The organism is Hydrogenophaga pseudoflava, from assembly GCF_031020795.1.
Classification (GTDB): Bacteria; Pseudomonadota; Gammaproteobacteria; order Burkholderiales; family Burkholderiaceae_C; genus Hydrogenophaga; species Hydrogenophaga pseudoflava_A.
Window position 1 is genome coordinate 213,614 of record NZ_JAVHJP010000002.1, and the last position, 24,201, is coordinate 237,814.

Below are 24,201 nucleotides of genomic sequence, written 5' to 3' on the forward strand. Positions count from 1 at the left end.
GCGATGGGCGTCACTTGTGCGGCCCCATGTCCCGGGTGTGACCTGGAGCCGGCCGCCTAAAATCCCGCCAATGAAAATTCTCATCTCCAATGACGATGGTTACCAGGCGCCCGGCATCGTGGCCCTGTACGAGGCGCTCAAGGGCCTGGCCGACGTGGAGGTGGTGGCGCCCGAGCACAACAACAGCGCCAAGTCCAACGCCCTGACGCTGCATTCGCCCCTGTATGTGCACCGTGCGCCGAACGGCTTCCGCTACGTGAACGGTACGCCCGCCGACTGTGTGCACATCGCGCTGACAGGCCTGCTGGGCTACCGGCCTGACCTGGTGGTGTCCGGCATCAACAACGGCGCCAACATGGGGGACGACACGATCTACTCCGGTACCGTTGGCGCCGCGATGGAGGGGTACCTGTTCGGCATTCCTGCGATTGCCTTTTCGCAGACCGAACGCGGATGGGCGCATCTGGACGTCGCTGCGCAGAAGGCTGCGGAACTGGTGCGCCATCTGTTGGCCACCCTTCCGGACGCCCACGCCGCCCGGCAGCCCGTGCCCTGGTTGCTCAACGTCAACATTCCGTGCCGGCCGGCTGGAGACATCAAAGGCTTCAAGGTGGCCCGGCTGGGCCGCCGCCATGCCGCCGAACAGGTGATCGCGCAGACCAATCCACGCGGCGAAACCATGTACTGGATCGGCAGCGCCGGTCCGGCCAAGGACGACGCCGAGGGTACCGACTTTCACGCCACCGCCCAGGGGTTTGCCAGCATCACGCCGCTGCAGGTGGACCTGACCGACCACGAGCGCCTCGCTTACTGGGCCCCGACGGCCGCCGCCATGGGCAGCGGGGCGCCATGAAGCGGTCTGGCCCCGCTTCGCTGCCGGTCCGGAGTGCTCCGACAGCGCCCGCTGCCAACCGGCCCCGGCCGGCATTTCCGGTTCGGCTGGACACAGCGCCAGCTGCGCCGATCAGCAAGCCGGGCGCCACCTCGGCGGGCGCGGTGCGCAGCGCGGCGGCGCCGGTGGCGTCGACCACCGCCCCGCGCGGCGTCGGCATGGATTCCGTGGCGGTGCGGCAGGCCATGGTCCGCAAACTGCAGGCCCAGGGCATTTCCCACCCGGGGGTGCTGGGGGCCATGCAGGCCGTGGAGCGGCACCGTTTCGTGGACAGCGCGCTGGCCAATCAGGCCTACGAAGACACCAGTCTGCCGATCGGTCTGGGGCAGACCATCTCCAAGCCCAGCGTGGTGGCGCGCATGCTGGAGTTGCTGTGCCAGGGTCGCGAGGGCCGCATCGGCCGGGTGCTGGACATAGGCACCGGCTGTGGCTATCAGGCAGCGGTGCTGAGCCATCTGGTGCAGGAGGTCTACAGCATTGAGCGCCTCAGGGCGTTGCACGAGAAGGCCCGCGACAACCTGAGGGCCTTCCGGCTGGCCAATGTCCATCTTCTGTTTGGTGACGGCATGCCCGGCTATCCGCAGGGCGCGCCCTATGCGGGCATCGTGGCGGCCGCGGGCGGGAACGATGTGCCGCAGGCCTGGATCGAACAGCTGGCGGTGGGAGGGCGTCTGGTGGCCCCGGTGGTGACCGACTCGGGCCAGCAGCACCTGATCGTCATTGAGCGCCATGCCCATGGATTCAGACGGTCCGTATTGGAGCCGGTGCTCTTCGTGCCCCTAAAATCAGGCGTTTCGTGAAACCTCCCGGCCCGGACGCGGCCGGCGAGCGTTTTGTAGATCCAGTGCCCGGGTGGAAACGGGCCTGACATCAGGCAGGAAACAGGAATGAACAAGCGGGATTTCGATAGACAGCCAGTGCGCATGCGGCGCATCTCATGGCGCGGTGTGGCACTGTGGACCCTGATGGGGGGACTGGTGCTGACGGCCGGATGCTCCACGCGACGACTGAGCCAGCCCGCACCGGTGGAGGACCGTTCCGGGGCCGCACGGCCGGCCGAAGGCAAGCCCTTGCCTGGTGCGGAAAACGCGGGCAAGCCGGGTTACTACACCGTGCGCCCCGGCGACACGCTGTACCGCATTGCGCTGGAAGCAGGTCAGGCGCCGCGCGACGTCCAGGCCTGGAACAACCTCACCAACCCGAACCTGATCGAAGTCGGTCAGGTGCTGCGGGTGGCCCCGCCGGTCTCCGGCCCCGCGGCAGCGGCGACGGGTGTGACGGCAGCCCCGGTGGCCACGCCTGGCGTGGTGGCTCGTCCACTGAATGGGCCCCCGGCCACGACGGCTGCACCGGGTGCCGCCACGGCGCCAGCGGCCGCCACACCGGCGCCCGCCACGGAACCCGTGTCCGCTGGCGCCGACGATGTGGCGTTTGTATGGCCGGCCCAGGGCTCGGTGGTCGCTTCCTTCGACGAGGGCAAGAACAAGGGCGTGTCCATCGGTGGTCGCCCGGGCGACCCGGTGCTCGCTGCGGCCGATGGGCGTGTGGTGTATGCCGGCGCCGGTCTGCGTGGCTACGGCAACCTGATCATCCTCAAGCACAACAACACCTTCCTGACGGCCTACGCCCACAACCAGGCCCTGCTGGTGCGCGAGGACCAGACGGTCAAGCAGGGGCAACGCATCGCCGAAATGGGCAGCAGCGACACTGATCGCGTCAAGCTGCACTTCGAGGTGCGCCGCAACGGCAAGCCCGTCGATCCGGTCGCCTATCTGCCCAAGCGCTGAACGGGCCGGCGTATGGCCTGGCCGGTGCTCGTTTTCGACATCGAGTCGATTCCGGATATCGAAGGGCTGCGCGCGCTGCGAGGTTCGCCGGCCGGGGCCTCCGACGCCGAGGTCCACGAGGCCTGGCTGGCCGAGCGCAAGGAAAAGGGACAAAGCGATTTTGCTCCGTTGCATCTGCAGCGTGTGCTGGTGATCAGCGTGGTGTTCCGCAATGCCGAGGGCCTGCGCGTGCACTCCTTTGTCGACCGCGACGGCCAGAGCGAAGGCCGGGTCATCCAGACCTTCTTCAACAGCATCGAGAAGCACCAGCCGCAGCTGGTGAGCTGGAACGGCGGCGGTTTTGACCTGCCGGTGCTGCACTACCGCGGGCTGCGCCACGGCGTCGAGGCCAGCAAGTACTGGGACATGGGCGAGGACGACCGCGAGTACAAGTGGAACAACTACATCAGCCGTTACCACATGCGCCATCTGGACCTGATGGATCTGCTGGCGATGTACAGCCCGAAGAACAACGCGCCGCTGGACGCGCTGGCCAAGCTGTGCGGCTTCCCGGGCAAGCTGGGCATGGACGGCTCGCAGGTGTATCCGCAGTACGTGGAGGGCCGTCTGGAAGAAATCCGCCGCTATTGCGAAACCGACGTGATGAACACCTATCTGGTGTACTGCCGCTTCCAGAAAATGCGCGGCGGCCTCACCGAGGCCGAGTACGAGCAGGAAATCGCGTTCGTGAAAGAGACGCTGGGCCATCTCGCGCCGACCGAGAGTCACTGGCAGGAATACCTGGCGGCCTGGGCCTGAGACAATCGGGGCATGAGCCAAGACAGCCCCACACAACAAGATCTCCACACCCCCGTGTCACCCTCTACCGGTCTGCCCGAGGGTCAGCTGTTCGTTGAGTCCCTGGACATTGAGGCCCAGGGCATTGCCCACCGACCCGATGGAAAGGTGGTCTTCATCGACGGCGCGCTGCCGTTCGAGATCGTCAGCGCCAAGGTCTACCGCAAGAAGAACAACTGGGAAGCTGCGACGCTGACCGAGATCCATCGCGAATCGCCCCAGCGCGTCACGCCCGGCTGCCCGCACTTCGGACTGCACGAAGGCGCCTGCGGCGGCTGCAAGATGCAGCACCTGCATGCCAGCTCGCAGGTCGCGATCAAGCAGCGTGTGCTGGAGGACAACCTCTGGCACCTGGCCAAGGTCAAGGCCGAGATGCTGCTGCGCCCGATCGAGGGACCGGCCTGGGGCTACCGCTTCCGCGCGCGCCTGTCGGTGCGCTTCGTGCACAAGAAGGGTGTGGTGCTGATCGGCTTCCACGAGCGCAAGAGCCGCTACGTGGCCGACATGCAGGTCTGCCGTGTGCTGCCTCCCCATGTGAGCAACCTGCTCATGCCGCTGCGCGAGCTGATCTACGGCATGGACGCGCGCGAAACCTGCCCGCAGATCGAACTGGCCTGTGGCGACGAGGTGACCGCCCTGGTGCTCCGACACCTCGAACCGCTCAGCGAGGACGACCTCTCCCGGCTGCGCGCTTTCGGCCAGCAGCACGGTGTGCAATGGTGGCTGCAGCCCAAGGGGCCGGACACGGTCCGTCTGCTGGAGGAGGGGGGGGCGCAGCTGAGCTACCGCCTGCCCGAGTTCGGCATCACGATGCCCTTCAAGCCGACCGACTTCACGCAGGTCAATCCGCACATCAACCGGGTGCTGGTGGCGCGCGCGCTGCGCCTGCTGGATGCGCAGAAGAGCGAGCGCGTGATCGACTGGTTCTGCGGCCTGGGCAACTTCACCCTGCCGATTGCCACGGGCGCCGGTGAGGTGCTGGGCATCGAGGGTAGCGAGGCGCTGGTGGCGCGCTCGCGCGAGAACCTCGCGTTCAATAAGCAGGGGCGCCCCTCACCGCTCGCGCCCACGACCTTCGTGGCGCGCAACCTGTTCGAGATGACGCCCGAGATGCTGGTGGCCGATGGGATGGCGGACAAGTGGCTGGTCGACCCGCCGCGCGAGGGCGCGTTCGCGCTGTCCAAGGCGTTGGCCGACCTGCATCAGCAGCCCGAACTGCGCGGCGGCTGGACACCGCCGCGGCGCATCGTCTATGTGAGCTGCAATCCGGCCACGCTGGCGCGCGATGCCGGCCTGCTGGTGCACCAGGCGGGTTACCGCTGCACAGCGGCTGGTGTGGTGAACATGTTTCCGCACACGGCGCACGTCGAGAGCATGGCGGTGTTCGATCTGTCCTAGAGCTCCTAGGGCTTCGATGGGCCCGAGGCGTCAGGACTTGTGTGTCCTTGCGTCGCCGGACGACTTGGAGGCCGGGGCATGGTCGGTGGCCTTCTTCCCGGTGGATGGCTTCGCGTCACCCGAAGCGTGTTCGTCCTGAGGCGCGGTGCCTTCGTGTTCGACGAGCTCTTCGCCGGTGGGCGACTCGATGGCCGAGGGCATGCCGACGATCTGGTTGTCGCGCATGTACTGGTCCATTTCCTTCCATCCGGCGAACACCGCGGCCTTGCCAGCCTTGGGATTGGTCTTGAAGCAGTCCTCGATGCCGCGCAATGCATACCGGCAGGCGCTGCCGATGGCGTGGGCTTCGGCTTGCTTGCGCTCGGCCAGCTGGGAGGCACTTTCGATGCCCAGTGCGTCGCAGCCGGCCAGCAGGGCGGAGCAGATGCAGAGGGGCAAGGCAATGTATCGCATGGTGCTTGAGCAGGGTCTGTCCGGGTTTTCGGCCAGCCTGAGAGGAACTTGAGCGCGCGAGCGCATGAAAAAGGGGACCCGCAGGTCCCCTGGTGCCGTCCGTGCCGCCTGGCGGATCAGTCGTCGCCGCCCATGATGCCGAACAGCGCCAGCAGGTTCTGGAACACCGCGAAGATGTCGATGAACAGCTGGGTGGCGGCCACGATGTAGTTGGTTTCGCCGCCGTCGACGATGTTCTTCACGTCGTAGAGCATGTACAGGCTAAAGACCAGGGTGCTCAGGGCGGTCAGGGCCAGCATCATGGCCGAACTGCCGATGAAGATGTTGATCACCGCAGCGATCAGGATGGCGATCATGCCGGCGAACAGCCAGCGGCCCAGGCCGCTGAGGTCACGCTTGATCACGGTGGCCAGCGTGGCCATGGTGAAGAAGACGCCGGCGGTGCTGGCGAAGGCGGCCATCACCAGCGTGGTGCCATTGCCCATGCCCAGCACCACGCCCAGCAGGCGGGAAAGCATCAGGCCCATGAAGAAGGTGAAGGCCATCAGGATGGCCACACCCGTACCCGAGTTGCGGAAACGGTAGATGGCGAACTGGAAGGCCATCATGCCGCCGATGAACAGCACCATGCCGACGATGCCGCCGAGGTTGCGGGTGATGCCGGTGCTCACGCCGATCCAGGCGCCCAGCACGGTCGGGAGCAAGCACAGGGCCAGCAACCAGTAGGTGTTGCGCAGCACCTTGTTGCGCTCGGCGCTGAGGGCGCCAGCGGAGCCTTCATATTGGGTGAAATCGGTCATGGTCTCTCCTGGTGGTTTGCGGTGTTCCGCGTGCGTCAGATTGTAGGACGGTGCTGGTCAGCATGTGGAATGTGCTGCCAAGCCACTGCGCTGTGAGAACAGTTTTGATCGCCGGTTGTGCAATGAACGCGTTATCGTTCACCTTTCATTCACTTTCAGCAGGACCGCTCCCATGAAAACCAAAGCCGTGCTCGAGCTCGCCGATGTCAAGGCCATCGCCGCCGCCGCCGAAGCCGAAGCCCTCAAGAACCAGTGGGCCGTCACCATTGCCATCGTCGACGATGGTGGCCACCTGCTCTGGCTGCAGCGCCTGGACGGTGCGCCGGCCCTGTCGTCGCACATCGCCCCGGCCAAGGCACACACCGCCGCCCTCGGTCGCAAGGAAAGCAAGGCCTACGAGGAGGTGATCAACCAGGGGCGCACTTCATTCCTGAGCGCTCCGGCGGTGCAGGGACTGCTCGAAGGCGGTGTGCCGGTGATGAAGGACGGTCAGTGCATCGGCGCGGTGGGCGTCAGCGGTGTGAAGTCCAGCGAGGACGCCCAGATCGCCAAGGCGGGCATCGCGGCGATCGGTCTGTGATCTGAAAAAACGCCTGGCTAACGGGGCCTTCGGCCCCCTGGCTGGCGAAAAACGACGCTCGGGGAATTGCTCATACCCCGGGTCGCCCCACGATTGAAAAAAAGCGGTCTGGCCGGGCTGCTCACTTGGTGAGGATGAGCTTGCCCTGGCGGGTGGTCTGCAGGCGGTAGACCGCGCCGTTGTGTTCGATGGCCACCTGCGAGCGGCCCTGCAGCACCGACTGGCTGCTGAGCACGGGCGCAGCGCCCGCGGCCGGCGCCTGTGCAGGGGCTGCGACCGGGCTGGTGGTCGCGGGGGCGGCGGTGGTCGGTCGGTTCATGGCTGTGCGGGCTCCGTGATGAATCCGATCTTGCGCACGCCTGCGCGCTGGGCGCTGGCCATGGCCAGCGCCACGCGCTCATAGCGCACGTCCTTGTCGCCGCGCATGTGCAGCTCGGGCTGCGGCTCCATGGCCGCGATCTGCGACAGGCGGGTGCTCAGGTCGGTGTCGGCGATGGGCGCCTCGTTCCAGTAGTAGGCGCCCGACGAATCGACCGACAGGCGCACGTTCTCGGGCTTGTCGACCAGCTTTTCGTTGCTGGCGCGGGGCAGGTCGACCTTGACCGCGTGCTTGATGACCGGCACGGTGATGATGAAGATGATGAGCAGCACCAGCATGACGTCGATGAACGGGATCATGTTGATCTCCGCCATCATTTCGCCGCTGTCGTCCTGGGTTCCGATGGCCATGGGGACTCCTTGATCAGGCCTTCTTCATCGGCAGCACCTTGGCGTCGGCGCCAGAGCTGACGCGGGCGCCGGTGACGAAGTAGGCGTGCAGGTCGTGGGCAAAGCGGTTGAGCTTGTGCAGGATGGCCTTGTTGCCCCGCACCAGGGCGTTGTAGCCCAGCACCGCTGGGATCGCGACCAGCAGACCCAGCGCGGTCATGATCAGCGCCTCGCCGATCGGACCGGCCACCTGGTCGATGCTGACCTGACCTGCGGCGCCGATGCCCAGCAGGGCGTGATAGATGCCCCAGACGGTGCCGAACAGGCCTACAAAGGGGGCGGTGGAGGCGATGGAGGCCAGCACCGTCAGGCCGCTCTGGGCCTTGGCCACATGGTCGTCCAGCGTGCGGCGCAGGCAGCGCTCGATCCAGTCGCTCACGTCCAGGCTGTCGTGCAGCTGCGGAGCCTGCCGGCCGTCCTTGTGCAGGATGTGGCGTTGTGCTTCGCGGCCTTCGACCGCCAAGGCACGGAAGGGGTTGTTGTCGGTGGCACCGAGCTTGTCCAGCCCCTCGGCGAAATCGGCGCTGTGCCAGAAGCCTTCGCTGGCCTTGGCCTGCTGGCGCTGGGCGCGTTGGTCCAGCACTTTCCAGAGGATGATGATCCAGGTGGCCAGCGACATGACCAGCAGCACCAGGGCCACGGTGCGGGTGACGGCGTCGCCTTGCGACCAGACGTGGGCCAGGCCCGAACTTGCGAGAGGAGTGTCCATGAAAAGATACTGAGAAAGCAGAGAGTTAACGACGGTCAGTCTTCGAGACGGAAATCGATCGGGACCAGGTACCACATGGCTTCGGGAACGCCAGCTCGCTTGCCCGGCACATAGCGCCAGCGCAGCACGGTCTGAACCGCGGTTTCGTCGAGGCGAAGGAATCCGCTGGATTTCTGCACCTCGGCGCGGGTGGCGATGCCATCGGCGCTGATGTGCACGCGGACCATGACGCGGCCTTGCTCCCGTAGCCGCTTGGACAGTGGAGGGTAGGGCGGCTGCGGGTTGTTCAGGTAGTTGGCATCGCTGGAAGGCAGTTCCACCTTGGGCGGAGCCGGTGGCGCCACCGGGGCAGCCGCCACCGGCTCGGTGACCGCGGGCTGAGGGGCCGGCGGCGCGCTGACCACTCCGGTGGGGGCCTCGGGTGCCGGGGTCGGGTCGGAAATGGCCAGTGGCATTGGCGCCTGTTTCACCACGCGCTGCACCGGTGTCACCGGTTTCGGGGCCGGCTGCGGTTTGGGAGGTGTGGGTTCCGGCGTCACCTGAGGCTGCGGTGGCTCAATCAGTTCGGCCATCACGGCCACGGGCACCACCAGCTCCACGGCCCTGCGCAGCAGGCCGGTCTGCAAGGCCCACAGGCCCAACACGTGAAAACCGACGACAGCGGCCACGATGAACAGACGGCGGTCCATGGGAGCGGGGTTGGATCGAGCCTCGCGTGCGCTGCCGGCGGCAGGTTCGGCAGGGTGGGAGAGGCCAAGAACGGCGGAACTCATAGTGTAGGTGTCGTCGGAACGGAGCCAGGGCCTGTCAAGGGCGGAACACCCACCACAGGGCGCCCAGAAGGAAAGCGAGACTGACAAAGAGGGTGCTCAGGGTTCCGGTCATGGTGCGCTCTCGGTGGGTGAAGTCGGGCCGAAAACAATGGTTTGAGTATAAATGAGAATGGTTCGTATTTGATTGGTGCCGCAAATTTTTTTGCTTCAGCCTACTCGCTGCACGTGTTCGGTCGTGATGTCGTCCAGCGTGCGACAGCCACACAGCACCATGGCCATCTCCAGCTCGTCGCAGACCAGCCGCAGCACCTGGGCCGCGCCGGCCGCGCCGGCATTGGCCAGCCCGTGCAGCACGGGGCGCCCGAGCAGCACCGCGCTGGCCCCCAGCGCGAGGGCTTTGAACACATCGGTCCCTCGGCGCACGCCGCCGTCGACCAGCACCGGTGCACGGCCTTCCACCGCCGCCACGATGCCCGGCAGCAGCGCGGCGGTGGCGGGCAGGGTATCGAGCGTGCGGCCGCCGTGGTTGGAGACGATCACGCCGGCTGCGCCGTGGTCGACCGCCAGACGGGCGTCGTCCGGGTGGGTGATGCCTTTGAGCAGGATGGGCAGTCGTGTGACCGAGCGCAGCCAGGCCAGGTCCTCCCAGGTCGGGGAGTATTCCGCCAGGCCGGCGCACAAGCCAGCACCGCCGGCCGCCGGGGCGATGCCGCCGGGCAGATGGACCGCCGCCACGCCGGGCGGCAACTGGAACCCGGTGCGGCGCTCCTGGTCGCGGCTGCCCTGAACGGGGGCGTCCACCGTGAGCACCAGAGCCTCGTAGCCAGCGGCCTCGGCACGATCCACGAGCGAGCGCGTGAGCGCACGGTCGGGCTGCAGATAGAGCTGGAACCACAGCGGGCCGCGCGCGGCTTCCCGGTGCGCGAGGTGGGCGACCTCTTCCAGAGGCACCGAGGCCTGGGTGCTCAGCACATAGCCCAGCCCCAGCACGGCCGCGGCGAGCGCGCTCGCCCGCTCGCCCTGCGGATGCGCCAGCCGCTGGTAGGCCATAGGCGCCACCAGCAGCGGGTGCGCCAGTTCGCGACCCAGCAGCGTGCGGCGCGTGTGACCGCCGGCCAGCGGGCGCAGCACCCGGGGCCGCAGCTGCAGGCGCTGCCAGGCGGCACTGTTGTCGCGCAGGGTGATTTCGTCGGCGGCGCCCCCGAACAGATAGGCCCAGGCGCCGGGGTCTATGCGTGCCTGTGCCAGGCGTTCGTGGTCTGCGAGCGTGACCGGTTCTGTCATGTTTCGGCCCACATGCGCAGCAGGTTGTGGTACGTCCCCGTGAGGCCGGTCGTTTCGGCGGTCTCGCCGTGGCGCTGGCGCAGTGCGAGCAGGTTCATGTCGAGTTCGTAGAGCAGGCGGCGCTGTTCGTCGCTGCGCACCATGCTCTGCACCCACAGAAAACAGGCCAGGCGCTCGCCCCGCGAGACCGGTGTGACCTGGTGCAGGCTGGTGCCGGGGTAGAGCACGGCGTGGCCGGCCGGCAGCTTGACACCGCGCGTGCCGTAGGTGTCGCTGACCGTGAGCTCGCCGCCGTCGTACTCGCCGGGGTCGTTCAGGAAGACGGTGCAGGAGACGTCGGTGCGCACGTGCTCGGTGCCGGACGCAGTGGCCTTGAGGCGCACGGCGTTGTCGATGTGGTTGCCGTAGGTGTTGTGCTCGCCGCCGTAGCGGTTGATGCGGGGTGTGAAGATGCGCAGCGGCAGTGCTGCACTGAAAAACAGGGCAGAGCGGTTCAGGCCGTCCAGCACCATTTGCCGGATGCGGGTCGCGGCCTCGCAGTCGTGGGGCAACTGCTGGTTGTTCTTGACGGTGAGCGCCTGCGGACCGGCGCTGTCGCGGCCATCGGCCCACGGGGCGCTGCGCAACAGGGCGCGGGCGGTGCGGATGTCGTCGAGCGACAGGATGTCGGGCAGGGTCAGCAGCATCGTGGGATCTGTCGTGGTCTTTCAGCGGAAAAGCCGCCCGGCTTGCGCGGGGCGGCTGTGAGGGCCTGGGTTTGAAATCAGAACTTCAGGCTGGCGGTCACCTGCAGACTCCGGCCGGCACCGGGGATGTAGTGCGCCGGGTAGAGCTGGTCCGCGTAGAGCTTGTCGGTGGCGTTGGCCAGGTAGGCCTTGATGGACAGGCGCTCGAAGTCGAACGTGTACTCGGCCATCAGGTCGACGGTGGTGTAGGACGGCACCTTGAAGGCAACGCGGGTCGGGCTCTGTGCGCTGCGGAAGTTCAGGCCGGCGCCCATGCGCAGGCGGGGGGTGACCTGGTAGGTGCTCCACACCGTACCGCTGTGCTCCGGCGTGAGGGCCGGGCGGTCGCCCGGGCGCTCGCCGATGGCGCCTTGCGTGCACTGGCCGGTGGCCGGGCAGGGCGCGGCCTTGTCCACGCGCGCCACTGGCAGCCACATGTAGGAGCCGTAGACCTCCCACTGCGGGGTCAGGCGGCCGGTGATGTCGGCCTCGAAACCGGCGACGTGGCGCTTGCCGCTGAGCACAGTGACCGGCAGGTCCGGATCGGTGTTGCGCTCGTTGGTCTTGGTCGAACGGAAGATGGCCAGGCGGGTCGTAAAGCGCTTGTCCGCCGAGTCGAGCTTGGCGCCGAGTTCGAGGTTGACGCTCTTTTCCGGATCGGTGTCGGCGTTGGAGGCGCTCAGCGAATAGGCGTCACCCGATGTGTTGAACGAGGAGCCGGCGGACACATGGAACGAGTGCAGCGGCGTCGGCTGGAACAGTGCGCCGACGCGCGGGCTGAACTCGGAGACGTGCATGCGGTACTTGGTGGCGGTGACCGGGCCGGGGGCGGCATCGGGAATGGTGTTGATGTCGTAGTCGGCGTTGAGGTTGTCGTAGCGCACGCCACCGACGACCTTCCATGCGGGGGCCACCTGGACCACGTCCTGCACGTAGGCGCCTACGCCGGTTGCGACGTAGGCGTTGTTGACGCGCAGCACGCGGCTGGCTTCGTTGACCGAGGCGCCGTCTTCCGGGGTGCCGATGGTGGTGGTGGGCTTGGTGATGGTGACGCCACCCTGTGCGGCCGAGCGTGCGGCGTACACCGTGCGCTCCTCGCGGGAGACGTCGACGCCCGCGATCAGCTCGTGCTTGACACCCAGCGCGTCGAACTTGGTGCTGAAGTCTGACTGGGCCTGCACCGAGTCGAGCTTCTGGATCTTCAGGTGGGTGCCGCGGGTGAGCACGGTGCCGGGGCCGAAGTTGTCCAGGCTGACCGAGGTCGGGCAGTTCGGGTTGGTGATCGCGCCGGTCTGCTGGTTCACACCCTGCGTGCACAGGCGGATCGCGCCCGATCGCAGGTCGCGGTCGAACTTGCCCACGCGCACCTGGGTCTTGAGCTCGCTGTCGCGGCTGAAGCGGTGGGTGTGTGCCAGTCCGGCGATGGTGGCGCTGGAGTCGTTGTAGTCGCTGGCCAGACCGTAGTTGGTGTCGGGATCGACCGGCAGCAGCACGCGGTCGTTCGAGCCTTGGCCCGGCGCAATGAACGGCATGCCGTAGTTGACGCCGTTGTTGTTGTCCAGGTGGTAGAGGCTGGCAAGGAACTCGTCTTGCTCGCCGATGCCGGTGCGGTAGGCCACCGCCATGCCGCGCTTGTCCAGGCTGGCGCCGCTGCCGTTGTTGTCGGCCTTGGTGGCCATGGCGTTCAGACGCAGGGCCGAGCTGTCGCCGGTCTTGATGTTGAAGTCGCCGGTGGCCCGCACGTACTTGTGGTTGCCCAGAGTCAGGTCGACCTGGTGCTCGTCGATCAGCCGCGGCGTCTTGGACACCTGGTTGACGGCACCGCCGGTGGAGCCCCGGCCGAACAGCATCGAGGCGGAGCCGCGCAGCACTTCCATGCGGTCCATGGCAAAGGTGTCGCGGTCGTAGATGGCGGGGTCGCGCATGCCGTCGATGAACAGGTCTCCGGTGGCCTGCAGCGCAAAGCCGCGCAGGCGGATGTCTTCCTCTCCGCCCTCGGCGGCCAGAAAGGTGATGCCCGCGGTGTTCTTGAGCGCTTCCTTGACGGTGTCGAGGTTGCGGTCGTCGATCAGGCGTTCGGTCACGACGGTGACCGACTGCGGAATGTCGCGCAGCTGTTGCTTGCCCTTGCCTATGGAGGTTTCGGTGGCCTGCAGGGCGTCCTTGCCTTCGGGGGCCAGGGCCTTCTCGCGCACCACCACCGTCGGCAGCTGCTTGTCGTCACTGGCTGGCGCCGTCTGGGCGAGGGCGCCAAAGGAGCCGGCCAGCAGCATGGCGCCCAGAGGCAGCACCACAGCGGAGGCGGCAGGCAGGTGGGAGGAGGCAGGGAGGGGGCGGCCGGCGGGGGCGCGCAGATTCTTGCGGCGTTGGGACATGGAAGCTCGGGTCGAACAAGTTGTCGGCTGGCTTCAACGCAGGGCGCTGTGGCTGGCTGGGGCCTCGATGATATTGCAAATAGAAACGATTCTCAATAAAGTGATCAATCCAGGCATCGCGTTTGCAGTATTTGTAGCGGAGGACTCACATCAAATAAGCCTGCCGGGCAGATGGTCGGATGCTGCACAGCAGCACAAACTATCGGTCCGATGTAAACTATCAATGCGGAAATCTGATAGATGTCGACTATGATTCACTCCGTCGCGATATCCATCGCTTCCCGTTACCGATTCCCTTCAACGCTTCAAAGGAAAACACCATGTCCCTGATCAACACGTCCGTGCAGCCGTTCAAGACCACGGCTTTCGTCAACCGCAATGGCAAAGGCGAGTTCATCGAAGTGACCGAGAAGAGCCTGCAAGGCAAGTGGTCCGTGCTGATCTTCATGCCGGCCGCTTTCACCTTCAACTGCCCGACCGAGATCGAAGACGCGGCGGACAACTACGCCGAGTTCCAGAAGGCTGGCGCCGAGGTCTACATCGTCACCACCGACACCCACTTCTCGCACAAGGTGTGGCACGAGACCAGCCCAGCCGTGGGCAAGGCCAAGTTCCCCCTGGTCGGTGACCCGACGCACCAGCTGACCCGCGCCTTCGGCGTGCACATCGAAGAAGAAGGTCTGGCCCTGCGCGGCACTTTCGTGATCAGCCCCGAAGGCGTGATCAAGACGATGGAAGTGCATTCCAACGAAATCGCCCGCGATGTGAAGGAAACCGTGCGCAAGCTCAAGGCCGCCCAGTACACCGCCGCCAACCCCGGCCAGGTGTGCCCCGCCAAGTGGAACGAAGGTGCCAAGACCCTCGCTCCCAGCCTCGACCTCGTCGGGAAGATCTGATCCCCGCTGAGTCTTGAGCGTCGGGCGTTCGGCGGTCATTCGCCGAGCGCCCTTCCCCCAACGCTTCGCCCCCGCGTCCCCATTTCACGGAGTCCCCCATGCTCGACGACATCCTCAAAGCCCAGTTGCAGCAGTACCTCGGCATGCTGCGCCAGCCGATCACGCTGATCGCGTCTCTGGACGAGAGCAGCACCGGCGCCGAAATGCGTTCGTTGCTGGAGACCATCGCCAGCCTGTCGGACAAGGTCACGCTGGACGCCTCGGGCAACGACGCCCGCAAGCCCTCGTTCGTGATCGCCCGCGCCGGTGAAACCTCCGGCGTGCGCTTCGCCGGCCTGCCACTGGGCCACGAGTTCACCTCGCTGGTGCTGGCGCTGCTGTGGACTGGTGGTCATCCGCCCAAGGTCGAGCAGGACGTGATCGACTCGATCAAGGCGCTGGACGGAGACTACAGCTTCGAGGTCTACATGTCCCTGACCTGCCACAACTGCCCGGACGTGGTGCAGGCGCTCTCGCTCATGGCCATCGTCAACCCGAAGATCCGGACCGTGGTGATCGAAGGCGGCGCCTTCCAGCAGGAGGTGACCGAGCGCGAGATCATGGCCGTGCCCATGGTGTTCATGAACGGCCAGGTCTTTGCCTCCGGCCGCATGAGCGTGGAAGAGATCGTGGCCAAGCTCGACACCAAGTCGGGTGAGCGCGAGGCCGCCAAGCTCAACGCCAAGGACGCCTACGACGTGCTGATCGTCGGCGGTGGCCCGGCCGGCGCCGCGGCCGCGGTATACGCCGCCCGCAAGGGCATCCGCGTGGGCATCGCCGCCGAGCGCATGGGTGGTCAGGTCAACGACACCATGGCGATCGAGAACTACATCTCGGTGCTCGAGACCGACGGTCCCAGGTTCGCCGCTGCGCTCGAAGCGCAGGTGCGCCACTACGAGGTGGACGTCATGAACCTGCAACGCGCCGAGAAGCTGATTCCCTCGAATGAGCCGGGTGGCCTGGTGCAGGTGCAGATGACCAACGGTGGCATGCTCAAGGCGCGCAGCGTGATCCTCTCCACCGGTGCGCGCTGGCGCAACGTCAATGTTCCGGGCGAGCAGGAATACAAGAACAAGGGCGTGGCCTACTGTCCGCACTGCGACGGCCCGCTGTTCAAGGGCAAGCGCACGGCGGTCATCGGCGGCGGCAACTCGGGTGTGGAAGCGGCCATCGACCTGGCCGGCATCGTCGAGCACGTGACCCTGGTCGAGTTCGCAGACCAGCTCAAGGCCGACGCGGTGCTGGTGAGCAAGCTCAAGAGCCTGCCGAACGTGACCATTCACGTGAACGCGCAGACCACCGAGATCACCGGCGACGGCAGCAAGGTCAACGGCCTGAAATACAAGGACCGCGTGAGCGGGCAGGAACACCATGTCTCGCTCGAAGGCGTGTTCGTGCAAATTGGTCTGGTGCCCAACACCGAGTTCCTCAAGGGCACGGTCGAGCTCAGCCGCTTCGGTGAAATCGTGGTCGATGCCAAGGGCCACACCAACGTGGAAGGCGTGTTCGCCGCCGGCGACTGCACGACCGTTCCGTACAAGCAGATCGTGATCGCTGCGGGAGAGGGCGCCAAGGCTGCGCTCAGCGCGTTCGATCACCTGATCCGTCAGCCGGTGGCGGCACCAGCCCCAGCGGCCGTGGCGGCCTGAACCAGACAACAAGGCGTCGTCGGGAAAGAAAAAGGCCACCGGGCAACCGGTGGCCTTTTTCATGGGGAAGCGGAACCGATCAGTGACCCGACGCGCCTGCGGCACCGATGCCGGTTTCAGACCGGACCTGCTGGGCCAGGAAGCCCGCACGGTCTTGCTTGGCACGCGCGCTGTTGTCCAGGATGGAGAACAGCCAGATGCCGACGAAACCGATGGTCATCGAGAACAGGGCGGGCGAGGTGTAGGGGAACAGCGCCGAGCCCTTGGGGTTGCCCAGCGTGGCTTCCCACACCGAGGGTGACACCACGGTCAGAACGACCGAGGAGATCAGGCCCAGGAACCCACCGATCACCGCCCCTTTGGTGGTGCAGTCCTTCCACAGCACGCTCATGAAGAGCACAGGGAAGTTGGCCGAGGCGGCGATCGCGAAGGCCAGCGACACCATGAAGGCGATGTTCTGCTTCTCGAAGGCGATGCCCAGCACCACGGCGATGATGCCCAGGCAGATGGTGGTGATCTTGGAAACGCGCAGTTCGTCGGCGCTGTCGGCCTTGCCCTTCTTGATCACGGTGCCGTAGATGTCGTGCGACACCGCCGAGGCGCCGGAGAGCGTCAGGCCGGCCACCACAGCCAGGATGGTCGCGAAGGCCACGGCCGAGATGAAGCCCAGGAACACATTGCCACCCACGGCATTGGCCAGATGCACCGCCGCCATGTTGTTGCCACCGACCAGGCCGCCCTTGGCATCCAGGAAGCTGGGGTTGGTCAGCACGAAGGTGATGGCTCCGAAGCCGATGATGAAGGTCAGCAGGTAGAAGTAGCCGATCCAGCCGGTGGCCCACATCACGCTCTTGCGCGCTTCCTTGGCGCTGGGAACGGTGAAGAAGCGCATGAGGATGTGCGGGAGGCCCGCGGTGCCGAACATCAGGGCCATGCCGAAGCTGATGGCGGAGATCGGGTCCTTCACGAAGTTGCCGGGGCCCATGATCGACTGGCCCGCCTTGGCGGCGTCGGGCATGGCGGTCGCGGTGGCCAGGTCCTTGGCGGCTTTGGCTGCTGCCTCGGGGTCTGCGGCTGCAGCGCTGGCCGCATTGGCTGCGGCGATGGCGGTGTCCTTGGCGGCGCCACCCAGCTGTGCCTTGATCTCGACCGCCTTGGCGAACATCGCCTCGGGGCTGAAGCCGAAGTGCCACAGCACCATGAAGGCCATGAAGGACGCGCCGCCCAGCAGCAGACAGGCCTTGATGATCTGTACCCAGGTGGTGGCCGTCATGCCGCCGAACAGCACGTAGACCATCATCAGCGCGCCGACGATGATCACGGCGATGTAGTACTCCAGGCCGAACAGCAGCTTGATCAGCTGGCCCGCGCCCACCATCTGGGCGATCAGGTAGAAGGCCACCACGACCAGCGTGCCCGAGGCCGCGAAGATGCGGATGGGCTTCTGCTCGAAGCGGAAGGCGGCCACGTCGGCGAAGGTGAACTTGCCCAGGTTGCGCAGGCGCTCGGCCATCAGGAAGGTGATGACCGGCCAGCCCACCAGGAAGCCGATGGAGTAGATCAGGCCGTCAAAGCCCGAAGTCATCACGGCGGCGGAAATGCCGAGGAACGACGCGGCCGACATGTAGTCGCCTGCGATGGCCAGACCGTTCTGGAAGCCGGTGATGCCGCCACCGGCGGTGTAGAAGTCGGCAGCGCTCTTGGTCTTGGCGGCGGCCCACTTGGTGATGAAGAGCGTGGCCACCACGAACAGCGCGAACATGATGATCGCGGTCCAGTTGGTGGCCTGTTTCTCGGCCTGGCCGAGGTCGGCACCGGCGGCCAGCGCGGCGGCAGAAAAACCGAACAGCGCGGCCAGCGTCAGGGCCGGGCGCAGCAGGGAGCGGGGGGTCATTGGTGCACCTCGGTGATGATGGCGTTGGACAGTTCGTCGTACTCGCTGTTCGCACGACGCACGTAGATGGCGGTGATCACGATGGTGAACACGATCACGCCGAAGCCCACCGGAATGCCCATGGTCATCACGCCATCGCCCAGTCGCTGGGACAGGAATTCCTTGTTGAAGGCCACGAGCAGGATGAAGCCGTAGTACACGACCATCATGGCCAGGGTCAGTATCCAGCCGAAGCGCGAACGCTTGGCTTTGAGTTCCTGGTAGCGCGGATTGCTGATGATCCGCTGAGTCAGCTTGTCGTCCATTGATACCCCTCTGCTTATTGAAGAGAGGGTCAGGATAGGCGGAGGGACTTACCCTCGACTTACCTCAAAATGACGGTCCGCTGACGCAGTCGTGCTCTATTTACCAGAGCAAAAGGCTCAGGAATGGGTGCTTGCAAGCTGGTCGAAAGGCAGTTGCTGTTTCACCAAGATGACCGTGCAGGGCGCATCCATGGCCACCTTGATCGGCACCGTGGCCACAAAGCGCTGCATCTGCAGTCCGTGCGTGGCCGCGCCCAGGACGATCATGCTCACCTGGTTGCCTTTCGCGTAATGCACCAGCGCCTGTGCCACGTCGCTGGACTCGAGCACGTGGTACGAGGTCTGATGGCCGCTCAGATCCAGCGGTTGTGCCCACTGTCGAAGCATCGTGAGGTAGCGGCGGTGCACCGCCGTTTCGCTGCGCTGGCTGTCGGTGCTGCTGGTGGCGCCGGGCGAGATCACCGTCACGCAGGCCAGACGGGCGCCGGGGCGGATGCCAAGCGAACGCCCCACGGCCTGCCGCAGTGAGTACAGCGTGGCGTCGGTGACGTCGTGGTGCGGCACCGCGACCATCACGATCGGCACCTCCTCGATGTTCTGCGCAGGTTTGGGGCTGGGCTGATAGTGTTTGCCGGCGGCCCGGACCCAGCGCTTGAAATGCTCCTTGAACCCGGTGCCGGTGGTGCGCTTGCCGCGCTCTGTGACCGTGACGTCGGCCGGGTGCGTGAGATCGAACGCCAGGTGTGCGGCGGACGGTTGCCGCTGCGCCGCCTCTGGCTCCAGGCAGCGCAGGATGATTTCCTGCAGCCAGGGCGGCAGATCGGCCCGCAACGCGCGCGGGGGCCTGGGGTCCATCCACAGGCGCTGACGCAGGCCGGCGTTGCCCTGGGGGGCGCCAAAGGGCAGCTCGCCGGTGGCCAACTCGTAGAGGATCACGCCGATGGCGAAGATGTCGCTGCGGGAGTCCCCGCGCACGCCCACGATCTGCTCCGGTGCAATCCATGCGGGCGAGCCCACCGCCTTGCGCAGTTCTTCGGCCAGCAGGTCGGGGAAGTGGGCATGGCAGGAGAGGCCGAAGTCCAGCAGCACCGCAGTACCGTCGGGGCGTATCAGCACATTGGCCGGCTTGAGGTCGTGGTGACACACGTTCTGCCTGTGCAGGCTGTGCACCGCATGTGCCAGCGCCGCGCCCAGCCGGGCGATCTCTTCGGGAGAAAGCGGTGTGTGCGGCTCACCGGGACGAGCAAGCCAGTGGTCCAGGGTGCGCCCCTCCACGTACTCCATCACGAGATAAGGAATGTGGTTCAGGTCGCCCGCCGCCACGAACCGGGGCACGTGCGGGCCGCTGAGCACTTGCAGCAACTGGTGTTCCACCTCGAAGCTGACAATGTTCTCTGCGCCATCCCCGGCGGTCATGCGCGGGATCTTCATCACCATGCGAAAGCCGGGGTCGCTGGTGCCATTGGCGTAGTGCACCGCATAGATGTGCGCCATGCCGCCCGAATGAATGCACTCATCCACCACGAACCCGTCCAGCGGGGTGCCCGGTTCGAGCAGTTTCATCGGACCTGCCTACCTTCCCTCTTCAAGCCGTTTGGCGAAAAACTGCGGCAGGCCGGCGCGCCTGACGGACGCCGCCGCGGCCATGTGGTCATAAGGCACTCGATGGAATGTCAGCCACGACCGTTGAAGGTCGAACACTGCGTACATGGCGGTCGGCTGGCCGTCGCGCGGTTGACCGACCGAACCGATGGTTGCGATCCATTGGCGGTGCCCTGGTGTCGGAATGGCCACGCCCGGTGTGGGCTGGAACGCCATGAGTCCCCGGCCACTGCCTTTGTAGTAGAGCGTCTGGTGGTGCACATGGCCACCGAACACGTAGCGAATGCCGGGATGGGTGAGCGCTGCTTCAAGGCTGGCGGACGCGCTGCGTTCGTCGCTGACATAGCGCCATTTCTCAGGCTCGTCGGCACTGGCATGCACAAGAAAGCAGGGGCCGAGGGTGGCGGTCAGCGGTGAGGTGGCCAAGAAGTCGCGCTGCTCGGAGCTGAGCTGCTCATGGGTCCAGCGTGCGCCCTCATCAGCCATCTGCGCGGTCTGTGCCGGCGGGCTGACCGCCAGCGCATCGTGATTGCCCTTGAGGACCACCGCGCCCTGTTGCGCCAGCTCCATCACCTTGTCCATCACCGCCGCCGGATCGCCGCCATAGCCGACCAAGTCTCCCAGCAAGGCGAACCGGTCGCAGGCGGCGAGGCGCGCGTGGGCGAGGCAGGCCTCCAAGGCCTGGAGGTTGGCGTGCAGATCGGAGAGCAGGGCGAGTCGCATGTCCAGGGGGTACGCTGTGGCTCAGGACTCCGGCACCCCCAGCGCCCGTGCCAGCTCTCGGCCGGCCTCCAGCCCCGCGGCCTTCCGGATGGCAGGCAGCAGCGCGAGCAGTTCGTCGAACCCTTGTGCCGCCTCTACCGAGAGATTGAGCTTGAAGCCTCGCAGGCCGAGACCCGCGGTCAGTCGCGTGGCAGTGGTGTAGGCGGCCCGGTAGCGCTCGGCCGGTGTGCGGGTGTCGGCCGTTTCGGCTGCTGGCGCCGCAGCAGGAGCCGCGGCGGGGACAGCCGACTGGGCCGGGCCGGTCGCCTGCAGAAGCTGCTTGTCCAGCAGGTCGTGAATGTCGGTCTGGGTCACGCCCAGGCCACTGGTGGAGGCGAGCACTTCAGCCAGCGTCCGTTGGCCGTCGAACAGGATGAAGGCGGCCCGCTGGCGCGCGGACATCTGCACCGAGCGCTGCTTGAACGCCAGTTGTCCCGCCTCGGTTTTGAGGTATGGCACTTTTATTGGTCGCCCGGGAGCGCCTCTGGTGCGGTGCTTACTGCTTGGCCGGCTCGGCAGGGGCTGCGGCTGGCGCGGCGGCCGGTGCAGGGGCCTCGGCCGGTTTGGCGGGCTCGGAGTGGGTCGCCTCCGCGCCGTGCTTCTCACCGCCCATGTCGATGTCGCCACCGCTCTTCATGAGCATGAACAGGGCGAGTGCTGCGAAGACGATGAAACCGAGGAGGATCTTGATCATGAAAAGGGTCCTTGCTGGAAAAAGAAGCCCATGCAGAGCATGGGCCGGTGGGGGAAACTCCTCGCAGGCCCGGGTGGCGCGTGACCACCCGAAGCCCGGAGCGTGTCAGTCGTTGGCGTAGATGTCCACGTCCTTGGTTTCCTTGACGAACAGCATGCCGATGACGAAGGTCGCTGCGGCGATGATGATCGGATACCAGAGGCCGTTGTACATGTTGCCGGTCTGCGCCACGATGGCGAACGCCGTGGTGGGCAGCAGGCCGCCGAACCAGCCGTTGCCGATGTGATAAGGCAGCGACATGGAGGTGTAGCGGATGCGGGTCGGGAACAGTTCCACCAGCATGGCGGCGATCGGGCCGTAGACCATGGTCACCAGAATCACCAGGTAGGTCAGGATGACGATGATGGTGAGCTTGTCGACCTTGGCGGGGTCGGCCTTGGTCGGGTAGCCGGCGGCCTTCAGGGCGGCGCCCAGTTCGGCGGTCAGCGTGGCGTCCTTGGCTTTCTTCTCGTCCGACAGCGCGGCCACAGCGTCCTGGGCAGCCTTGAGGGCCTTGGCGTCGGCGTTGCCGGCGGCGGTCATGTCGGCCACCTTCTTCTCGGCAGCGGCCTTGGCGGCGGCGATCTGCTCAGGCGTCACGGCGACGTTGATGACCTTGTCGCCGACCTTGATGGTGGCAGGCGTGCCGGCCGGAGCGACCTCGTTGTCGTAGCTCACGGATGCGCCAGCCAGCTTCTGCTTGGCGATGTCGCAGGTGCTGGTGAACTTCTTGGTGCCGGTCGGGTTGAACTGGAACGAGCACTCGGCCGGGTCGGCGGTCACGACCACCTTGCTGGCTTGCTGGGCGGCGTGCAGGTCGGGGTTGGCGGCCTTGGTCAGGGCGGTGAAGACCGGGAAGTAGGTCAGGGCGCCCAGCAGGCAGCCGGCCATGATGATGGGCTTGCGACCGATCCTGTCGGACAGGGCGCCGAACACCACGAAGAACGGGGTACCGATCACCAGCGACGCGGCGACCAGGATGTTGGCGGTCGCGCCGTCCACCTTCAGGGCTTGGGTCAGGAAGAACAGGGCATAGAACTGGCCGGTGTACCAGACCACGGCCTGACCCATCACCAGGCCGACCAGGGCCAGGATCACGATCTTCAGGTTCTTCCACTGGCCGAAGGACTCGGACAGGGGGGCCTTGGAGGTCTTGCCCTCGGCCTTCATCTTCTGGAAGGCGGGCGACTCGTTCATGGACAGACGGATCCACACCGAGATGGCCAGCAGCAGGATGGAAACCAGGAACGGCACGCGCCAGCCCCAGTCGGCGAAGGCCTCTTCACCCACGATCGTGCGGGTGCTCAGGATCACCATCAGCGACAGGAACAGACCCAGCGTGGCGGTGGTCTGGATCCAGGCGGTGTAGGCGCCGCGCTTGCCTTGCGGGGCGTGTTCGGCCACGTAGGTGGCTGCGCCACCATACTCGCCGCCCAGTGCCAGGCCCTGCAGCATGCGCAGGATGATCAGGATGACCGGGGCGGCCACGCCGATGGAGGCGTAGTTGGGCAGCACACCGACGATGAAGGTTGCGCCGCCCATGATCAGGATGGTGACCAGGAAGGTGTACTTGCGGCCGATCATGTCGCCCAGCCGGCCGAACACGATGGCGCCGAAGGGGCGGACGATGAAGCCGGCGGCGAACGCCAGCAGCGCGAAGATGAAGGCCGAGCCTTGGTCAAGGCCGCTGAAAAACTGCTTCGCGATGATGGCCGCGAGGGAGCCGTACAGATAGAAGTCGTACCACTCGAACACGGTGCCGAGGGACGACGCAAAGATCACCTTGCGTTCCTCGGCCGTCATAGGCCGGGCTGCTGTTGTCGCCATGAATTGGTCTCCAGTTAATAACGATGCGGCGTCCTTATCGAGGTCGCCTGAAATCGATTTTTTGGAGGTCGCCTGACGGCGTTCTGACGAAATGACACAAACGCCCGGCAGGGTTGGGATTTCTAGGGTTAGTCCCTACCCGAACGCGTTAGGTGTTTTCCCGGGGGTGTCAGTAGGCCAGCCGCTCGGGCCGGATTTCTTGCAGGATGGTGGTGGCGATTTCTTCGATCGACTTGGTCGTGGTCGAGAGCCAGCGAATGCCTTCGCGGCGCATCATGGCTTCGGCCTCGTTGACCTCGGCCCGGCAGTTTTCGAGGCTCGCGTAGCGCGAATTGGGGCGCCGCTCGTTGCGGATTTCCGAAAGCCGTTCAGGGGCGATGGTCAGTCCGAAGATCTTCTTTCGATGAGGCATCAGCGCCGGGGGCAGCTTGCGGCGCTCGAAGTCCTCGGGGATCAGCGGGTAGTTCGATGCCTTGAGGCCGTGCTGCATGGCCAGGTAGAGCGAGGTCGGCGTCTTGCCGCTGCGGCTGACACCCACCAGGATCACGTCCGAACCCTCCAGATCCTTGTGGCTCTGGCCGTCGTCGTGCATCAGTGCGAAGTTGATCGCTTCGATGCGGTCGTTGTACTCCTTGCTTTTGGAGGCGTCCGAGAAGCGGCCGACCCGGTGGTTGGACTTGATGCCCAGTTCGGCCTCCAATGGCTCGACGAAGGTGCCGAACATGTCCAGCATCATGCCGGTGCAGTGTTCCTTGACCACCGCCAGCACCTCCATGTTGACCACGGTGGCGAACACCAGGGGACGCCGGCCCTCGACTTCGGCGGTGTGGTTGATCTGGCGGACCGCCTGGTGGGCCTTGTCCACGCTGTCCAGAAACGGAAGGCGCACCCGGCGGACAGTGGTCTCGAACTGGGCCAGGATGGCGTTGCCGAAGGTCTCGGCGGTGATGCCGGTGCCATCGGAGATGAAAAAGACAGTGCGGTTGGGCATGGCGGGCGTGGGTTGCGTTTCAAGAAATTTCAGGACCACCCCGCGCCGATTTCACGGGGGCGCAGGGCGCCGGGTGGCCCGAGGCTGGCGGCACCATCCTACAATCACGGGCGCCCAGAATG

25 protein-coding genes are annotated in these 24,201 nt (G+C 66.0%); 8 read left to right on the plus strand and 17 right to left on the minus strand.

All coding sequences use genetic code 11. The features are described 5' to 3' along the window. The first annotated feature begins 70 nt into the window (after positions 1–70). The 5 genes from surE to rlmD all read left to right on the plus strand — a co-directional run bounded on the left by surE (position 71) and on the right by rlmD (position 4,914). Positions 71–853: a 5'/3'-nucleotidase SurE gene (gene surE, locus RCO38_RS06710; RefSeq protein WP_308327540.1), complete on the plus strand. Its 783-nt coding sequence runs from the start codon at positions 71–73 to the stop codon at positions 851–853. Beyond that, a complete protein-coding gene (locus RCO38_RS06715; RefSeq protein ID WP_308327541.1) occupies positions 850–1,692 on the plus strand; it encodes a protein-L-isoaspartate(D-aspartate) O-methyltransferase in 843 nt (280 codons plus the stop codon). Before surE ends, RCO38_RS06715 begins: the two co-directional genes overlap by 4 nt. 87 nt (positions 1,693–1,779) lie before the next feature. Continuing rightward, positions 1,780–2,679: a peptidoglycan DD-metalloendopeptidase family protein gene (locus RCO38_RS06720; protein ID WP_374694519.1), complete on the plus strand. Its 900-nt coding sequence runs from the start codon at positions 1,780–1,782 to the stop codon at positions 2,677–2,679. A 12-nt stretch (positions 2,680–2,691) separates the two neighbouring features. Beyond that, positions 2,692–3,477, plus strand: a complete 786-nt coding sequence (locus RCO38_RS06725) for a 3'-5' exonuclease (RefSeq protein WP_308327542.1) — start codon at positions 2,692–2,694, stop codon at positions 3,475–3,477. Positions 3,478–3,489: 12 nt separating this feature from the next. Continuing rightward, a complete protein-coding gene (gene rlmD / locus RCO38_RS06730; RefSeq protein ID WP_308327543.1) occupies positions 3,490–4,914 on the plus strand; it encodes a 23S rRNA (uracil(1939)-C(5))-methyltransferase RlmD in 1,425 nt (474 codons plus the stop codon). 30 nt (positions 4,915–4,944) lie between these two features. On the opposite strand, the gene RCO38_RS06735 is transcribed toward rlmD, so the two are convergent. Continuing rightward, entirely contained in the window at positions 4,945–5,367 is a 423-nt protein-coding gene (locus tag RCO38_RS06735; RefSeq protein ID WP_308327544.1) for a hypothetical protein, read from the minus strand. A 116-nt stretch (positions 5,368–5,483) separates the two neighbouring features. Next, positions 5,484–6,167 (minus strand): Bax inhibitor-1 family protein, encoded by a 684-nt coding sequence (locus RCO38_RS06740; RefSeq protein ID WP_308327545.1) that lies wholly within the window; start codon positions 6,165–6,167, stop codon positions 5,484–5,486. Between the two features lie 172 nt (positions 6,168–6,339). Here RCO38_RS06740 and RCO38_RS06745 point away from each other — a divergent pair, with 172 nt between their 5' ends. Next, on the plus strand, positions 6,340–6,747 hold the full coding sequence (locus tag RCO38_RS06745; RefSeq protein WP_308327546.1) for a GlcG/HbpS family heme-binding protein: 408 nt from the start codon (positions 6,340–6,342) through the stop codon (positions 6,745–6,747). Positions 6,748–6,868: 121 nt separating this feature from the next. On the opposite strand, the gene hemP is transcribed toward RCO38_RS06745, so the two are convergent. The 7 genes from hemP to RCO38_RS06780 all read right to left on the minus strand — a co-directional run bounded on the left by hemP (position 6,869) and on the right by RCO38_RS06780 (position 13,381). Further along, positions 6,869–7,066, minus strand: a complete 198-nt coding sequence (gene hemP / locus RCO38_RS06750; RefSeq protein WP_308327547.1) for a hemin uptake protein HemP — start codon at positions 7,064–7,066, stop codon at positions 6,869–6,871. Continuing rightward, positions 7,063–7,476 (minus strand): ExbD/TolR family protein, encoded by a 414-nt coding sequence (locus RCO38_RS06755; RefSeq protein WP_308327548.1) that lies wholly within the window; start codon positions 7,474–7,476, stop codon positions 7,063–7,065. The genes hemP and RCO38_RS06755 overlap by 4 nt, the downstream gene beginning before the upstream one ends. A gap of 13 nt (positions 7,477–7,489) precedes the next feature. Next, positions 7,490–8,224 (minus strand): MotA/TolQ/ExbB proton channel family protein, encoded by a 735-nt coding sequence (locus RCO38_RS06760; protein ID WP_308327549.1) that lies wholly within the window; start codon positions 8,222–8,224, stop codon positions 7,490–7,492. Positions 8,225–8,259: 35 nt separating this feature from the next. Further along, on the minus strand, positions 8,260–8,913 hold the full coding sequence (locus tag RCO38_RS06765) for an energy transducer TonB (protein WP_308327550.1): 654 nt from the start codon (positions 8,911–8,913) through the stop codon (positions 8,260–8,262). 291 nt (positions 8,914–9,204) lie between these two features. After that, positions 9,205–10,281, minus strand: coding sequence for an alpha-hydroxy acid oxidase (locus RCO38_RS06770; protein WP_308327551.1), 1,077 nt, complete (start codon positions 10,279–10,281; stop codon positions 9,205–9,207). Continuing rightward, on the minus strand, positions 10,278–10,967 hold the full coding sequence (locus tag RCO38_RS06775) for a Fe2+-dependent dioxygenase (RefSeq protein WP_308327552.1): 690 nt from the start codon (positions 10,965–10,967) through the stop codon (positions 10,278–10,280). Before RCO38_RS06775 ends, RCO38_RS06770 begins: the two co-directional genes overlap by 4 nt. 77 nt (positions 10,968–11,044) lie before the next feature. After that, positions 11,045–13,381 (minus strand): TonB-dependent receptor, encoded by a 2,337-nt coding sequence (locus RCO38_RS06780; RefSeq protein WP_308327553.1) that lies wholly within the window; start codon positions 13,379–13,381, stop codon positions 11,045–11,047. 320 nt (positions 13,382–13,701) lie between these two features. On the opposite strand from RCO38_RS06780, the gene ahpC reads away from it, so the two are divergent. Together ahpC and ahpF are read left to right on the plus strand one after the other, a co-directional pair. Further along, on the plus strand, positions 13,702–14,277 hold the full coding sequence (gene ahpC / locus RCO38_RS06785; protein ID WP_308327554.1) for an alkyl hydroperoxide reductase subunit C: 576 nt from the start codon (positions 13,702–13,704) through the stop codon (positions 14,275–14,277). Between the two features lie 98 nt (positions 14,278–14,375). Continuing rightward, positions 14,376–15,965 carry an alkyl hydroperoxide reductase subunit F gene (gene ahpF / locus RCO38_RS06790; RefSeq protein ID WP_308327555.1) on the plus strand — a complete coding sequence of 530 codons (1,590 nt, stop codon included), beginning with the start codon at positions 14,376–14,378 and terminating at the stop codon, positions 15,963–15,965. Positions 15,966–16,044: 79 nt separating this feature from the next. Here ahpF and RCO38_RS06795 read toward each other — a convergent pair whose 3' ends face one another. From RCO38_RS06795 to ppsR, 8 genes are all read right to left on the minus strand, one after another. Continuing rightward, on the minus strand, positions 16,045–17,859 hold the full coding sequence (locus RCO38_RS06795; protein ID WP_308327556.1) for a cation acetate symporter: 1,815 nt from the start codon (positions 17,857–17,859) through the stop codon (positions 16,045–16,047). Further along, entirely contained in the window at positions 17,856–18,164 is a 309-nt protein-coding gene (locus RCO38_RS06800) for a DUF485 domain-containing protein (protein WP_308327557.1), read from the minus strand. The genes RCO38_RS06795 and RCO38_RS06800 overlap by 4 nt, the downstream gene beginning before the upstream one ends. Before the next feature lie 117 nt (positions 18,165–18,281). Further along, positions 18,282–19,727: a serine/threonine protein kinase gene (locus RCO38_RS06805; RefSeq protein ID WP_308327558.1), complete on the minus strand. Its 1,446-nt coding sequence runs from the start codon at positions 19,725–19,727 to the stop codon at positions 18,282–18,284. Positions 19,728–19,736: 9 nt separating this feature from the next. Continuing rightward, positions 19,737–20,489, minus strand: coding sequence for a metallophosphoesterase family protein (locus RCO38_RS06810; RefSeq protein WP_308327559.1), 753 nt, complete (start codon positions 20,487–20,489; stop codon positions 19,737–19,739). Between the two features lie 21 nt (positions 20,490–20,510). Next, complete coding sequence (locus RCO38_RS06815) at positions 20,511–20,987, minus strand: hypothetical protein (RefSeq protein ID WP_308327560.1); 477 nt, start codon at positions 20,985–20,987, stop codon at positions 20,511–20,513. Positions 20,988–21,024: 37 nt separating this feature from the next. Further along, positions 21,025–21,222 carry a hypothetical protein gene (locus RCO38_RS06820; RefSeq protein WP_308327561.1) on the minus strand — a complete coding sequence of 66 codons (198 nt, stop codon included), beginning with the start codon at positions 21,220–21,222 and terminating at the stop codon, positions 21,025–21,027. A gap of 105 nt (positions 21,223–21,327) precedes the next feature. Then, complete coding sequence (locus tag RCO38_RS06825) at positions 21,328–23,088, minus strand: MFS transporter (protein ID WP_308327562.1); 1,761 nt, start codon at positions 23,086–23,088, stop codon at positions 21,328–21,330. Positions 23,089–23,257: 169 nt separating this feature from the next. Next, positions 23,258–24,079, minus strand: coding sequence for a posphoenolpyruvate synthetase regulatory kinase/phosphorylase PpsR (ppsR, locus tag RCO38_RS06830; protein WP_308327563.1), 822 nt, complete (start codon positions 24,077–24,079; stop codon positions 23,258–23,260). Positions 24,080–24,201: the final 122 nt, after the last annotated feature.

Coding starts and splice junctions, on each gene's coding strand:
- surE (WP_308327540.1), top strand. CDS start 71: ATGAAAATTCTCATCTCCAATGACGATGGTTACCAGGCGCCCGGCATC.
- RCO38_RS06715 (WP_308327541.1), top strand. CDS start 850: ATGAAGCGGTCTGGCCCCGCTTCGCTGCCGGTCCGGAGTGCTCCGACA.
- RCO38_RS06720 (WP_374694519.1), top strand. CDS start 1,780: ATGAACAAGCGGGATTTCGATAGACAGCCAGTGCGCATGCGGCGCATC.
- RCO38_RS06725 (WP_308327542.1), top strand. CDS start 2,692: ATGGCCTGGCCGGTGCTCGTTTTCGACATCGAGTCGATTCCGGATATC.
- rlmD (WP_308327543.1), top strand. CDS start 3,490: ATGAGCCAAGACAGCCCCACACAACAAGATCTCCACACCCCCGTGTCA.
- RCO38_RS06735 (WP_308327544.1), bottom strand. CDS start 5,367: ATGCGATACATTGCCTTGCCCCTCTGCATCTGCTCCGCCCTGCTGGCC.
- RCO38_RS06740 (WP_308327545.1), bottom strand. CDS start 6,167: ATGACCGATTTCACCCAATATGAAGGCTCCGCTGGCGCCCTCAGCGCC.
- RCO38_RS06745 (WP_308327546.1), top strand. CDS start 6,340: ATGAAAACCAAAGCCGTGCTCGAGCTCGCCGATGTCAAGGCCATCGCC.
- hemP (WP_308327547.1), bottom strand. CDS start 7,066: ATGAACCGACCGACCACCGCCGCCCCCGCGACCACCAGCCCGGTCGCA.
- RCO38_RS06755 (WP_308327548.1), bottom strand. CDS start 7,476: ATGGCCATCGGAACCCAGGACGACAGCGGCGAAATGATGGCGGAGATC.
- RCO38_RS06760 (WP_308327549.1), bottom strand. CDS start 8,224: ATGGACACTCCTCTCGCAAGTTCGGGCCTGGCCCACGTCTGGTCGCAA.
- RCO38_RS06765 (WP_308327550.1), bottom strand. CDS start 8,913: ATGGACCGCCGTCTGTTCATCGTGGCCGCTGTCGTCGGTTTTCACGTG.
- RCO38_RS06770 (WP_308327551.1), bottom strand. CDS start 10,281: ATGACAGAACCGGTCACGCTCGCAGACCACGAACGCCTGGCACAGGCA.
- RCO38_RS06775 (WP_308327552.1), bottom strand. CDS start 10,967: ATGCTGCTGACCCTGCCCGACATCCTGTCGCTCGACGACATCCGCACC.
- RCO38_RS06780 (WP_308327553.1), bottom strand. CDS start 13,381: ATGTCCCAACGCCGCAAGAATCTGCGCGCCCCCGCCGGCCGCCCCCTC.
- ahpC (WP_308327554.1), top strand. CDS start 13,702: ATGTCCCTGATCAACACGTCCGTGCAGCCGTTCAAGACCACGGCTTTC.
- ahpF (WP_308327555.1), top strand. CDS start 14,376: ATGCTCGACGACATCCTCAAAGCCCAGTTGCAGCAGTACCTCGGCATG.
- RCO38_RS06795 (WP_308327556.1), bottom strand. CDS start 17,859: ATGACCCCCCGCTCCCTGCTGCGCCCGGCCCTGACGCTGGCCGCGCTG.
- RCO38_RS06800 (WP_308327557.1), bottom strand. CDS start 18,164: ATGGACGACAAGCTGACTCAGCGGATCATCAGCAATCCGCGCTACCAG.
- RCO38_RS06805 (WP_308327558.1), bottom strand. CDS start 19,727: ATGAAACTGCTCGAACCGGGCACCCCGCTGGACGGGTTCGTGGTGGAT.
- RCO38_RS06810 (WP_308327559.1), bottom strand. CDS start 20,489: ATGCGACTCGCCCTGCTCTCCGATCTGCACGCCAACCTCCAGGCCTTG.
- RCO38_RS06820 (WP_308327561.1), bottom strand. CDS start 21,222: ATGATCAAGATCCTCCTCGGTTTCATCGTCTTCGCAGCACTCGCCCTG.
- RCO38_RS06825 (WP_308327562.1), bottom strand. CDS start 23,088: ATGGCGACAACAGCAGCCCGGCCTATGACGGCCGAGGAACGCAAGGTG.
- ppsR (WP_308327563.1), bottom strand. CDS start 24,079: ATGCCCAACCGCACTGTCTTTTTCATCTCCGATGGCACCGGCATCACC.